The 12,753-nt window shown below is 64.5% G+C and carries 14 protein-coding genes; all 14 read left to right on the forward strand.

What is annotated here, in order from left to right; all coding sequences use genetic code 11:
* Positions 1-23 precede the first annotated feature (23 nt).
* Complete coding sequence (locus tag QSJ34_RS00285) at positions 24-1,172, forward strand: complex I subunit 1/NuoH family protein (protein WP_285568771.1); 1,149 nt, start codon at positions 24-26, stop codon at positions 1,170-1,172.
* Between the two features lie 10 nt (positions 1,173-1,182).
* Positions 1,183-1,692, forward strand: a complete 510-nt coding sequence (locus QSJ34_RS00290; protein WP_285568774.1) for a NuoI/complex I 23 kDa subunit family protein — start codon at positions 1,183-1,185, stop codon at positions 1,690-1,692.
* Between the two features lie 41 nt (positions 1,693-1,733).
* The gene (locus tag QSJ34_RS00295) at positions 1,734-2,285 is read left to right on the forward strand and encodes an NADH-quinone oxidoreductase subunit J family protein (protein ID WP_285568777.1); all 552 of its coding nucleotides are present in this window, start codon (positions 1,734-1,736) and stop codon (positions 2,283-2,285) included.
* The gene (gene nuoK / locus QSJ34_RS00300; protein WP_285568780.1) at positions 2,285-2,587 is read left to right on the forward strand and encodes an NADH-quinone oxidoreductase subunit NuoK; all 303 of its coding nucleotides are present in this window, start codon (positions 2,285-2,287) and stop codon (positions 2,585-2,587) included. The genes QSJ34_RS00295 and nuoK overlap by 1 nt, the downstream gene beginning before the upstream one ends.
* A 20-nt stretch (positions 2,588-2,607) precedes the next feature.
* Positions 2,608-4,908 (forward strand): NADH-quinone oxidoreductase subunit L, encoded by a 2,301-nt coding sequence (gene nuoL / locus QSJ34_RS00305; protein ID WP_285568782.1) that lies wholly within the window; start codon positions 2,608-2,610, stop codon positions 4,906-4,908.
* A 28-nt stretch (positions 4,909-4,936) separates the two neighbouring features.
* Positions 4,937-6,631, forward strand: a complete 1,695-nt coding sequence (locus tag QSJ34_RS00310; RefSeq protein WP_285568785.1) for a complex I subunit 4 family protein — start codon at positions 4,937-4,939, stop codon at positions 6,629-6,631.
* The gene (locus QSJ34_RS00315) at positions 6,631-8,094 is read left to right on the forward strand and encodes an NADH-quinone oxidoreductase subunit N (protein WP_285568787.1); all 1,464 of its coding nucleotides are present in this window, start codon (positions 6,631-6,633) and stop codon (positions 8,092-8,094) included. Before QSJ34_RS00310 ends, QSJ34_RS00315 begins: the two co-directional genes overlap by 1 nt.
* A gap of 58 nt (positions 8,095-8,152) precedes the next feature.
* On the forward strand, positions 8,153-8,434 hold the full coding sequence (locus QSJ34_RS00320) for an AtpZ/AtpI family protein (RefSeq protein WP_285568790.1): 282 nt from the start codon (positions 8,153-8,155) through the stop codon (positions 8,432-8,434).
* Positions 8,427-8,819, forward strand: coding sequence for a hypothetical protein (locus QSJ34_RS00325; RefSeq protein WP_285568792.1), 393 nt, complete (start codon positions 8,427-8,429; stop codon positions 8,817-8,819). The genes QSJ34_RS00320 and QSJ34_RS00325 overlap by 8 nt, the downstream gene beginning before the upstream one ends.
* Positions 8,820-8,831: 12 nt before the next feature.
* Positions 8,832-9,563 carry a F0F1 ATP synthase subunit A gene (atpB, locus tag QSJ34_RS00330; RefSeq protein ID WP_285568796.1) on the forward strand — a complete coding sequence of 244 codons (732 nt, stop codon included), beginning with the start codon at positions 8,832-8,834 and terminating at the stop codon, positions 9,561-9,563.
* A gap of 93 nt (positions 9,564-9,656) precedes the next feature.
* Positions 9,657-9,956, forward strand: a complete 300-nt coding sequence (locus QSJ34_RS00335) for an ATP synthase F0 subunit C (RefSeq protein WP_285568799.1) — start codon at positions 9,657-9,659, stop codon at positions 9,954-9,956.
* A 77-nt stretch (positions 9,957-10,033) separates the two neighbouring features.
* Positions 10,034-11,215: a TIGR04552 family protein gene (locus tag QSJ34_RS00340; RefSeq protein WP_285568802.1), complete on the forward strand. Its 1,182-nt coding sequence runs from the start codon at positions 10,034-10,036 to the stop codon at positions 11,213-11,215.
* Positions 11,209-11,547: an anti-sigma factor antagonist gene (locus QSJ34_RS00345; protein WP_026853016.1), complete on the forward strand. Its 339-nt coding sequence runs from the start codon at positions 11,209-11,211 to the stop codon at positions 11,545-11,547. The genes QSJ34_RS00340 and QSJ34_RS00345 overlap by 7 nt, the downstream gene beginning before the upstream one ends.
* A gap of 16 nt (positions 11,548-11,563) precedes the next feature.
* Positions 11,564-12,730 (forward strand): PP2C family protein-serine/threonine phosphatase, encoded by a 1,167-nt coding sequence (locus QSJ34_RS00350; RefSeq protein WP_285568804.1) that lies wholly within the window; start codon positions 11,564-11,566, stop codon positions 12,728-12,730.
* Positions 12,731-12,753: the final 23 nt, after the last annotated feature.

Here is a 12,753-nt window from a genome sequence, read left to right on the forward strand (position 1 = left end):
CGATGCCGACCCAAGCCATTCCAATGACCCTCACTCAAACCTTGATCATGGGCGTGATCCAGATCCTGGCCGTCCTGATCGTCATCTTCATCATCGTGCCGCTCACGACCTTCGCCGAGCGCAAGGTCATCGGCTACATCCAGGTCCGCCTGGGCGCCACCCGCCTCGCCGGCGGCCACGTGGGCATCACGGGCCCCATGAACCGCATCATGTGGGGCATGGGCAAGGTGCCCATGCTGTCGATCCTGCGCGGTCTGCCCATCTTCATCGCCGACGCGCTGAAGCTCATCACCAAGGAAGACATCATCCCGGCCAAGGCCGACCGCGGCGTGTTTACGCTGGCCCCCATCATCTCCGTGATGGCCGCCTTCGGCGTGTTCGCCTGCGTCGCCTACTATCCCGGTGTCATGTTCTACATGCCCAAGAGCTGGCCGGTCATCGGCGGGCTGCCCTTCCAGGGCTTCATCACCGACGTGAACGTGGGCCTGCTGTTCATCCTGGGCCTCGCTTCCGTGGGCGTCTACGGCATCGTGCTCGGCGCCTGGGCCTCCAACTCGAAGTACCCCCTGCTCGGCAGCCTCCGCTCCGCCGCCCAGATCGTCAGCTACGAAGTGCCCCTGACCCTGAGCCTGCTGGTGCCCGTCCTGCTGTCCGGCAGCCTGAGCTTCAAGGACATGTCCGTGGCCCTGTCCACGGGCAAGGACTTGAATCCCCTGGCCATCATTCCGCTCTTCATCGGCTTCTTCGTCTACCTGACCTGCGGATTTGCGGAAACCAACCGCGTGCCCTTCGACTTGGCCGAAGCCGAAACCGAGCTGGTGGCGGGCTTCCACACCGAGTATTCGGGCATGAAGTTCGGATTCTTCTACCTGGCCGAATACGCCAACATGATCGTCGTCTCCTCGCTGGCCACGGCCTTCTTCCTCGGCGGCCACTACCTGCTGCCTTTCGGCCTGCAGCGGTTCATCCCGGCCACGATGCCGATCATCGGCGGCCCCAGCTTCTTCTTCTTCTTCGCGAAGATCCTCTGCATCCTCTTCGTCTTCCTGTGGGTGCGCGCCACGCTGCCGCGCTACCGCTATGACCAGCTCATGGATGTGGGTTGGAAGTACCTGATCCCGCTGACCCTCGTGAACCTCTTCCTCGCGGCCATCATCCGCTTCGCGTTCTGAGGGAGGACCCATGAGCATGCTGAGAACCCTCATCCCCTTTGACATCGCCGGCGGCATGGCGCTGACCGGAAAGTACTTCGGCAAGGTGTTCTTCTCCGCCAACCGGAAGAAGATCCGCACCCAGCTCAAGCACTTCACCCAGGAATACCCCGAGGTGAAGGTGAACTTGGCGCCCCGGTACCGCGGCCGCCTCACCCTCCTGAAGGACGAGCAGGGCGAGATCAAGTGTGTCTGCTGCCTGGCCTGCGAAAAGATCTGCCCCACCGAAGTGATCACCATCGAGAAGGGCAAGAAGGAAGGGCGCAAGATGCCTTTCCCCGTGCGCTACGACTTCGAGATGGAGCGCTGCATCTTCTGCGAGTTCTGCGTCGAAAGCTGCGGTTTCGATTCGATCATCCTCAACCATCAGTTCGAACTGGCCACCTACAACCGCGAGGACTTCTCGATCGGCATGGAAGGCGCCGGCCAGAACATGTTCATTCCCTCGCCTGTGGGCCGCCATAGCGTGGCTGAGGACTGACCCCTTTTCTGCATCCGAGCCTTCTGTCCCAAGGACGTCCCATGGAACATCTACTCGAAACGATCGGCCGGAACATGTTCGCCATCTTCGGCGTCATGGCCCTGTGCGGCGCCGCGTTCATGGTCGCCTCCAAGAGCGCCGTCCACAGCGTGCTGGGCTTCCTGTTCGCCATGCTCTGCGTGGCGGGCTGCTTCCTCAGCCTGGAGGCGGAGTTCCTCGGCATGGCCCAGATCCTGGTCTACGCCGGCGGCATCGTCGTGCTCTTCCTCTTCGTGGTCATGCTCGTCGAGCTGAGCAAGTTCAAGGAGAAGTCGGTCTTCCAGCTCCAGTCCCGCTACGCCGTCGTGGCGGTGCTGCTCGGGGCCGCGGCCTTCGTGGCCATCTTCCGGAACCTGATCTTCGGAACCCCTTCGACCGAGGCCCTGGTGCTGCGCCCCGAACTGGCCAACGGGCTGAACGTGGCCCAGCAGAATGCGCAGGCCGTCAGCCGCGGCCTCTTCGCGGACTACCTTCTGCCCTTCGAGATCCTCAGCGTGATCCTCCTGGTGGCCCTGGTGGGCGCGGTCGTGCTGGCCAAGACGGAGCGGGTGTGATGGTCAACCTGAACGCGGTCCTCCTCATCTCCTTCCTCCTGTTCTCCATCGGCATCATCGGCGTGCTCATCCGCCGGAACGCCCTGGTGATCCTCATGTGCGTGGAGCTCATGCTCAACGCCGCCAACCTGAACTTCATCGCCTTCGCCCGCCACAGCGGCTCCATCTCCGGTCAGGCCTTCGCGCTGCTGGTGATGGGCTTCGCCGCCGCCGAAGTGGCCGTGGGGCTCGCGCTGGTGGTGGCCCTCTACCGCAAGCGCGACACCGTCCAGGTGGACGACATCAACCTGCTGAAGGGATGACGACGACCATGGAACACGCAATGACCGCCGCCTCGCAGCCCGGCAGCTACCTCTGGCTGATCCCCTTCCTGCCCTTCTTCGGCTTCCTCATCAACGGCCTCAGCGGCCGGAAGCTGCGGAACACCGCCATCGTCGACACCTTCGCCCTGGGCAGCGTGGGCCTCGCCTTCGCCCTCACGCTCTGGCACTTCGTCCAGCTCGTCGGCCTGCCCGCCGACGGCCGCTCCATCCACCAGAGCCTCTGGACCTGGTTCGACGTGGGCGGCGCCCGCGTGCTCGGCGGCCTCAGCACCTACAAGATCGAATGGGCCTACAAGTTCGACGTGCTCAGCGGCTGCATGGCCCTGCTCGTGTCGGGTGCGGGCTTCCTGATCCACCTCTTCAGCACCGGCTACATGGCCGAAGAGCGCAACGACGGCCGCTACTACCGCTTCATGGCGTACCTGAACCTCTTCGTGTTCAGCATGCTGAATCTGGTGCTGGGCGCCAACATCATGATGATGTTCCTGGGCTGGGAAGGCGTGGGCCTCTGCTCCTACCTGCTCATCGGCTTCTACTTCGACAAGGAGTTCGCGGCCGTCGCGGGCAAGAAGGCCTTCGTCACGAACCGCATCGGCGACTTCGGCTTCATGCTGGGCTTCTTCCTGATCTTCCAGATCTTCGGCAGCCTCGACTACAACACCCTGATGGGCTCCGTCCGCGACATCGCGAACTTGCCCGCCATCACGCTCTACGGCTACACCCACACGGCGACTTGGTGGTTCAACCTCATCGGCTGCTGCCTCTTCGTGGGCGCCATGGGCAAGTCCGCGCAGATCCCCCTGTACGTGTGGCTGCCGGACGCCATGGCGGGTCCGACACCCGTCAGCGCGCTGATCCACGCGGCCACCATGGTGACCAGCGGCCTCTACATGATCACGCGGCTGAACTTCATCTACGTGAACGCACCGGTGGCCCTGGCCGTCGTGCTGGCCTTCGGTTCGCTGACGGCCTTCGTGGCCGCCACCATGGGCCTGGCCCAGTACGACATCAAGAAGGTGCTGGCCTATTCCACCGTGTCCCAGCTGGGCTTCATGTTCATGGGCATGGGTGCGGGCGCCTTCAGCGCCGGCATGTTCCACGTCTTCACCCACGCCTTCTTCAAGGCCAGCCTCTTCCTTGGGTCCGGCGCCGTCATTGCGGCCTGCCACCACGAGCAGGACATGCGCAACATGGGCGGGCTCAAGAAGCTCATGCCCATCACGGCCATGAGCATGATCCTGGCGACCTTCGCCATCGCCGGCATCTTCCCCTTCTCGGGCTTCTTCTCCAAGGACGAGATCCTGTGGAAGGTCTTCGAAGGCTGGTACCAGCACGGCCACTACACCGGGCCCACGCTCAACCTGGTGGCCTGGATCCTCGGCATGCTGGGCGCCTTCTGCACCGCCTTCTACATGACCCGCCTCATCGCCATGACCTTCTACGGCAACTACCGCGGGGCAGGGGATGATCCCTACGGCCTGACGGTGCAGTCCGAGGCCCATCACGGCCACGACGACCATCACGGGGCGCACGGCGCCCACGCCCACCCGCACGAGAACCACGTCCACGAGCTGGATCAGCACCACGACCACCACGTGGATGATCCGGAGGATCACGATTTCGTTCCGGGCCATCACCCTCACGAAGTGACCTGGCGCATGTGGCTGCCTGTGGCGATTCTCGCGGGCCTGGCCGTGGTCGGCGGCTTCCTGAACTATCCCGAAAGCCTGCACCGCATCTTCCCCATCGTGCCGGCCGAGCTCTTCAGCAAGTGGATCGAGCCGCTGCTCTACCAGGTGGCCCCCGCCCATCATGGCGAGCATGTGCCGCCCATGATGGAATACGGCCTGATGGCCTGGGCCACGCTCGTCTGGGCCCCCGGCGCCATGCTGCTGGCCTGGTGGATCTACAAGGTGGATCCCAGCTGGAGCCGTGCCAAGGCCTTCGTCGAGCGTTTCCCGAACCTGTTCCGCTGGGTGAATGCCAAGTACTACGTGGACGAGTTCTACGAGTGGGCCCTCATCAATCCCATCAAGCGCTTCTCCGCCCAGCTCTGGAGCTTCGACACCTGGGTGGTGGACGGCATGGTGAACGGCGCCGCCCGCGTCACGATCATCTGGGCCAGCCTCTGCAACTGGGCCGATGAATACCTGGTGGACGGCGCGGTCGACCTCGTCGAGTACATCGTGCACGAGACCAGTGATGTGTTCCGCGGCCTGCAGAGCGGCCGGGTGCAGCACTACGCCTTCGTGATGTTCATCGGCTTCCTCGTCTTCGCCTTCTGGAAATTCCTCGTCTAGCCTGTCTGGCCCCTTGGTTGGAGTCCCCATGTTCACCGCAAACACGACACTGATGCTGGTGGCGACCTTCCTGCCCCTCCTGGGGGCGCTGGTTCTGCTCCTTGTGCCCAAGGAACAGCGCCGCGTCTTCGAGATCGGCTCGCTCCTGGTGATGATCGTCGCCCTGCTGATCAGCCTGCCCTTCTGGTTCGGCTATGACCGCGCCAGCGACGCCGTCCAGTGGTTCCAGGCCTGGACCTGGATCCCGTCCCTCGGCGTGAAGTTCGCGGTCGGCATGGACGGCATCAGCCTCCTGCTCTGGCTCCTGACGGCCTTCATCGGGCCCATCGCCATCGCCTGCTCCTTCAAGTCCATCGAGGAGCGGCACAAGGAGTACTACATCTGGATGCTGGTGCTCCAGACGGCCATGCTCGGCGTCTTCATCACCCAGGACATGTTCCTCTTCTACCTGTTCTGGGAAGTCATGCTCGTCCCCATGTATTTCCTCATCGCCATCTGGGGCGGCCCCCAGAAGCTCTACGCCGCCATCAAGCTCTTCCTCTACACCCTGGCCGGTTCCGTGCTGATGCTGGTGGCGATCCTCGCCATCTACTTCCTGCAGCACAAGACCACCGGCGGCTATGACTTCTCCATCGCCAGCTTCCAGGCCATGGCCCCCGTGATCGCCCAGCAGACCAAGACCTACCAGTACCTGATGGCCCTCGCCTTCTTCATCGGCTTCGCCATCAAGGTGCCCATGTTCCCCTTCCACACCTGGTTGCCGGACGCCCACGTGCAGGCCCCCACGGCCGGCTCCGTGATCCTGGCCGCCATCCTCCTGAAGATGGGCACCTACGGCTTCGTGCGCTTCCTGCTGCCCATCCTGCCCGGCGCCACCAAGGACCTGATGCCCTGGTTCATCGGCCTCTCGCTGATCGGCATCATCTACGGCGCCCTGGTCGCCATGATCCAGAAGGACATGAAGAAGCTGGTGGCCTACTCCTCCGTGAGTCACCTCGGACTCTGCATGCTGGGCCTCTTCGCCCTGAACCCCTACGGCATCAAGGGCGGCATGTTCCAGATGATCAACCACGGCATCAGCACCAGCGGCCTCTTCCTCGCGGTGGGCATCGTCTACGAGCGCCGGCACACCCGCATGATCGCGGATTTTGGCGGCCTTTCGAAGTCCATGCCTGTCTACGCCACGATCTTCATGATCATGACCATGAGCAGCATCGGCCTGCCCCTCCTCAACGGCTTCATCGGTGAGGGCGTCATCCTCATGGGCTCCTTCCAGGCCTTCCCCTGGGCCGCCGTGGTCGCCACGCTCGGCATCATCCTCGGCGCCGCCTACATGCTCTGGATGTTCCAGCGCGTCATGTTCGGACCCATCACCGCCGTGAACGAGAAGATGGAAGACCTCAGCCTGCGCGAAGTCCTCTACTTCGCCCCGCTGGTGCTGGCCGCCTTCTGGATCGGCCTCTATCCCAAGCCCCTCATGGACGTGATGGACGCCCCGGTCCGCAAGCTCGTCAACCAGGTCAACCCCGGCTTCTATGAGGCCGAGGCGCTGGCCGCCAAGCAGGCCGCCGCCGCCAAGCTCGGCATGCGCGGCATGGCCGCTCCCGCCCATCACGAAGCCGCGCCGGCAGGCCACGAAGGCGTTGAAGGACACGAGGCCTCCGAAGCCCCCGCCCATGAGGCGCCCACCCACGAGGCTCCTGGCCACGGCGGAGGCCACTGATGAGCGGTTTCGCGCAGGGGCTTCTGGACGCGCTCCTTCGGGACTCGCGCCTGATCACCCCCCAACTCTTCCTGATGACCGTGGCCACGCTCATGCTCTGGCCCGGCGACCTCTTCTTCAACCGGAACGAGAAACACAAGTGGGCACCCATCACGCTGCTGATCCTGGCGGCCACCGCGGTGCTCGTCATGAAGACGCCGGACGGCGAGGGCTTCTCCCGCATGTTCCGCATGGACGGCCTCACCCGCGGCTTCGAGCTGCTCTGCGTGCTTGGTTCGGCCGGTGCCGTGGCCCTGAGCGTGAAGCTGCTCGATAGCCTCAAGCAGCAGACCGTCGAGTACTACGCCCTGATCCTCTTCTCGCTGTCGGGCATGCTCTTCCTCTGCGGCGCCTCGGATCTGATCTCGGTCTACTTCAGCATCGAACTCATGGCCATCTGCATCTATGTCCTGGTGGCCTACCTCCGGGACCGCGCCACCAGCGTGGAAGCCGGCCTGAAGTACTTCCTGCTGGGCGCCTTCTCCAGCGCCATCCTCGTCTACGGCATCAGCCTGCTCTACGGTGCCGCGGGCGGTGTCACCACCAACCTGGCGGACCTGAACCAGGCCCTGGCCCTCACGCCCGGCACCAGCAACCTGCTGGTCTACGCCGGGGTCCTGATGGTGCTGGTGGGCATGGGCTTCAAGGTGGCCGCGGTGCCCTTCCACATGTGGGCACCCGACGCCTATGAAGGCGCGCCGACGCCCATCACCGCCTTCATGGCCACCGCCCCCAAGGCCGCGGCCCTGGCGGCCTTTCTGCGCGTCTTCGGTACGGGCTTCCACGGCGTGTCCAGCGACTGGGTGCAGCCCCTCTGCTACATCGCTGGCGCCAGCATGATCCTGGGCAACGTGGCGGCCGTGAAGCAGGTGAGCATGAAGCGTCTGCTGGCCTATTCCAGCATCGCCCACGTGGGCTACATGCTGCTGGGCATCCTCTCGGGCGATCCCAAGGCCGGCGCCCAGGCGGTGTGGCTCTACATGCTCATCTACATCGTGATGAACACGGGTGCCTTCGCCGTGGTGATCTACCTCCAGGGCAAGGGTGAGGGTGAGCGCATCGAGGACTTCAGGGGCCTCGGGAAGAAGCGTCCCGTCCTGGCCTTCGCCATGATGGTCTTCCTCCTCAGTCTGGCGGGCATCCCCCCCCTGGTGGGCTTCTTCGGGAAGTTCTACCTCTTCAAGCTGGCCATCGAGCAGGGCTACGTCACCCTCACCGTCCTCGCGCTGCTGACCAGTGCCGTGAGCGCCTACTACTACCTGGGCGTGGTGAGCCAGATGTACTTCCGCGAGCCCGAAGGCGAGGCCGTGCCCATGGGCGCCGCCTCGGTTTTCATCATCAGCGTGGCTTCGGCCCTGGTGCTGGTGGGTACGGCCTTCGGCCCCTGGCTGCTGGACTGGGCCGGCCGCATATTCTGGGTTTGAGCCGCAGGCTTACACTGAAAGGCGCGGGGTGACCCGCGCCTTTCCTTTAGGGGTGGACGTGATCTTCAAGAAGACCGAAGGGGCCGATCCGGGGGAACGGGCCCTCTGGGGGGACCTGATGTCCCTGGGCTTCAGCTTCCCCCTCTGCATCGTCCTGGGCTTCTTCTTGGGCCGCTGGATCGGGGGCTGGTTCGGGCACCCCTCCGTCGGCCAGTGGGTGGGCCTGGTCTGGGGCATCGCCGCGGCCTTCTGGGAGCTCTACAAGGTGAACCGGCGTATGGCCAAGCGGGATGCGGCCGAGCTTGAGAAGCTCAAGGATGGGAAGGGGCCCCATGAGTGAGGGCGAAGGCGAGGATCACCTCCGCCGGGTGACCCGGGCCATGGTGCTGCTGGGCCTCCTGGGGATCCCCCTCTGGGGCTTCCTGCGGTCCTGGACGGCGGCCCTGTGCTTCGGGGTGGGCGCCCTGGCCAGCCTGGCCTTCTGGACCCTGCACCGGGTGCTGACCTCCAGGATGCTCGCCCCTTCGGTGCGCCGGAGGTGGCTCTACGGCTTCCTGTCCTTGGGAAAACTGGCGTTGATCGCCCTCGTGCTGCGTGGGATGATGGGTAGATACCCGGCGGAAGCCCTGCCGCTGGCCCTTGGAGTGCTCCTCTTCGTGGCCGGCATCCTTCTGGAGGCGCTACGTCTGGCCTTCCAGAGACCCGAAGCCCCACCGCCCGATTGAGGTTCGACCGAGATGGAACACCACGCATCGTTGCTCGCCCAGTGGCTCACCCACGTGCTGCACCTGTCCCAGCACCCCTGGCCGGGCTTTGCCCACGGGGCGGCCCTGTCCGTGATCGAGCGCTATGACCACCTGCTCAACGCGGCCCTGGCGGCCCTGTTGACCATGGTCATCACCACCCTCGTGCGCAAGAACCTGACCCGCATCCCCGGCCCCCTGCAGCAGATCTTCGAGGGCGTGGTCGGCGGCCTGAAGGACATGATCAACGACAACATCGCCCACCACGGTGAGAAGTACCTGCCCTTCATCGGGACCATGGCCCTGTTCGTCTTCTTCAACAACCTCTTCGGCCTGCTGCCGGCCCTCAGCCCTGGCACCAGCAACTGGAACGTCACCCTGGGCGCGGCCCTGGTGGTGTTCGGCTACTACAACTGGCACGGCATGAAGGAACAGGGTGTGGGCAAGTACTGGCTGCACTTCGCCGGGCCCATCTGGTGGCTGGCGCCCCTCATGTTCCCCCTGGAGATCCTGGGCCTGCTCAGCCGCATCCTCAGCCATTCGCTCCGTCTCTTCGGCAACATCGCCGGCGAGCACGTGGTGGCGGGCATCTTCTTCGGCCTGATGCCGATCCTGCTGCCGGTGCCCATGATGTTCCTGGGCCTCTTCTTCGGCCTGATCCAGACCTTCGTGTTCACGATGCTGGCCACGATCTACCTCAGCGGCGCCGTCTCCCACGATCATTGATCCCACGGAAATCGCTGCGCGATTTCCGTGAGAAAAAGCATTCACCCGTCCCCGGGATTCCGAACCCCTTGGACAACCTTTAGGAGCACTCCCATGAAGAAGTTCCTCACCACCGCCTTCCTCTTCACCCTGGCTGCCTTCGCGTTCGCCCAGGGCGCCCCCGTGGCCGCCCAGAAGAGCCTCTTCGAAGGCCAGTTCGTGGCTCACCTCTCCCTCGCCATCGCGGCCGCCGGCTGCGGTCTGGCCCAGGGCAAGGCCGTGGTCGCCGCCTGCGAAGGCGTCGCCCGCAATCCTCAGGCTGCCGGCAACATCCGCACGACCATGATCATCGGTCTGGCCCTCATCGAGGCCCTCGTGATCTACGTGCTCGTCGCCGCCTTCGCCATCAAGTAGGCTTCACCTGATCGGAACGGGGCGCCCATGACCTGGACGCCCCGTTTTTTTATCTTTCCCCGGGCCGGCCGATGTACATGTCTGACACCATGACCCCCCACTCGTTGTTCCCCATGCCACCCGAAGTCACCCAGGTGATCTTGGGAGGGGGCTCGCCCATCGACCTGGATTCCCTCCGGATCCACTCGCCGGCCGAAGCCTGGAATTTCGCCCTCAACTACGGCTACGACATGGGCATCCCGGTTCAGAAGGCCGCTGTGATGCGGGTCTACGAGGACGCGGTGGACTTCCTGGAAGGGGTCGTCCTGGAAGGAACCAACCTTCACGTGCCCTTCGAAGTCCGCGACCTCCAGGATCCCCTCGATCTGCTGGTCTGGGCCTCGGAACGGCCGCGGAACCTCCGCGGGCGCTGGTCCTGCGCGGTCCTGCGCGTGATGCACACGCTCTTCCACGTGGACCACAACGTGAACCTCCGCTTCCTGCCGGAGATCCAGCGCCAGGTCTTCCAGCGCTACGACCAGTACCTCGCGTGCGAGGAGGGCCACTGGTTCCTCCGCGGTTCCTACGAGGTGCCCCTGGTGGCCGTGGAGCGCAAGGAGAACAAGGATCGCGTCTCCATGCTCCTGAAGATGCTCCACAAGCCGGAGAACGTGGCGGAGACCATCTACGACCAGATCGGCATCCGCTTCGTGGCCGAGGACCAGCTGGGCGTGCTCATGGTCATCCGCTTCCTGCTGGACCACCACGTGCTGATGCCCACCCACATCAAGCCCAGCCGCAGCCGGAACCTCATGATCGACATGGAGGCCTTGGCCACCTGGAGCGAATCGGCGCCTCCCTTCTTCCGGATCCAGGATCTGGGCCCCGAGGAGCGGAAGGCCCTGAGCCATACCCTTACCCTCAAGTCCCCGACCAAGGAGCAGAACCCCTTTTCCAGCAAGGATTACTCCGCCATCCAGTTCACGGCCCGCACCCTCGTGCGCCTGCCCAGCCCCGCGACCAAGGCGCTGGAGACCCTCCAGGAGCGGCTGCAGACCATGGGGGACACCGAGCTATCAGACCTTGTCCGGATTCCCGAGTTGATCCAGGATCAGGAGGAGTTTACTTTCTTCTTCGCACATGAAGTCCAAGTGATGGAACAATCGGGGTTTCAAAGCTCACGATCTGGTCCGGCATCCCATACCGAATACAAACAACGCCAGCGGGACGCCGCCCGGCGGAGAGTGCTACAGGGCATCCTTCAGGAGGAACCATGCTGAACATCCAGACCCGCCAAGAAGGCACCGCGTCGGTGGTGTCCATCCAAGGCAAGGTCAATTTCGAAGTGACCGCCCAGTTGCGGGACGTCATCCGCGAAACGGTGGCCACGGCGCAGCCGAAGCTCCTCGTGATCAACCTGGAGGGCGTCAGCTTCATTGATTCCTCCGGTCTCGGACTCCTCGTCGCCGCCCGCAACAGCGTGGACAAGTCCGGGGGCAAGCTGCACCTCGCCTGCCTGCCCGCGCCGGTAAAGAAGACCTTTGATCAGACCAACCTCACCAACTATTTCTCGATTTTCGCCACGGAGCAGGACGCTCTTCGCGGCGCCTGATCTAGCCTCAGGCAGCATGGCCAAGGGCGCGGTCCTGGTGGTGGATGATGAAGCACCCATCAGGGACATCCTCAGCTTCTACCTCAAGCGGGCGGGCTACCAGGTCCTGACCGCTGGCAACGGCGTCGAGGCCCTTGCCGAGATGGGCCGCTCCCGTCCCGACCTCATCATCTCGGATCTGCGCATGCCCGAGATGCCGGGGGACGAGCTGTGCAAGCGCGTCAAGAGCGATCCCGGCACCCGCGACATCTACTTCATCATCCTGTCGGCGCTGGATGGCACCGCCTCGCGCATCGGCGGCCTGTCCCTGGGCGCCGACGACATGATCCCCAAGCCCTTCCACGCACAGGAAGTGCTGGCCAAGGTGGATTCGACCTTCCGTCTCATCGAGATGCAGAAGGAGATCAAGCGCCAGAACAAGGAGCTGACGACCTTCCAGCAGCGCGTGCAGGAGGAGATGGCCCTGGCGGCGGCCCTGCAGATGGGCCTGCTGCCTAAGCTTCCGGGCGAGGCGCCGGGATCCCGCTACACGCACCGCTACCTGCCGGCCGAAGGCATCGGCGGCGACATCTACGCGATCCTGCCGCTGCCAGACGGCTGCACGGCCATGATGATCGCCGACGTGAGCGGCCACGGCGTCACGGCGGCACTCATCTCGGCCATGGTGAAGACCTCCTTCGAGAACCAGGTGCGCCTCGGCGGCGAGCCGCTGGCCTGGGCCCATGGCATGAACGAGGACCTCTGCCGCTCCACGCTGGCCGAACAGTTCGCCACGGCCTGGCTGGGGCGCCTGGATCCGGTGGCCAACCGCCTCCGCTACGTGGTGGCGGGCCACTGTGCCCCCCTGCGCATCGTGGGCGGCGCGCGCGGCGGCCTGCAGCGCTCCGAGGTGCTGCGCGGCAAGGGTTTCATGCTGGGCCTTGATGAGCAGCTGCCCTTCATGGAGCACGACGCGGAATTCCTGCCCGAGGATCGCCTGGTGCTCTACACCGACGGCCTGGTCGAAGTGGAACGCGAGGACCGCAGCATGCTGGAAGAGGCCGGCCTGCGCCGCATCTGCGCGGAACTGCCCGTGGGCGCTGAGGAGGCCGCGGATTCCGTCATCGCCCAGGCCCGGGCCTACAACCAGCCCGCGCCTTTCGTGGATGACGTGACCCTCGTGATCCTGGACCGGCAGGCCTGAGTTTCGGGAACGGATCCACCACG

Source organism: Geothrix limicola, assembly GCF_030268085.1.
Taxonomy (GTDB): domain Bacteria; phylum Acidobacteriota; class Holophagae; order Holophagales; family Holophagaceae; genus Geothrix; species Geothrix limicola.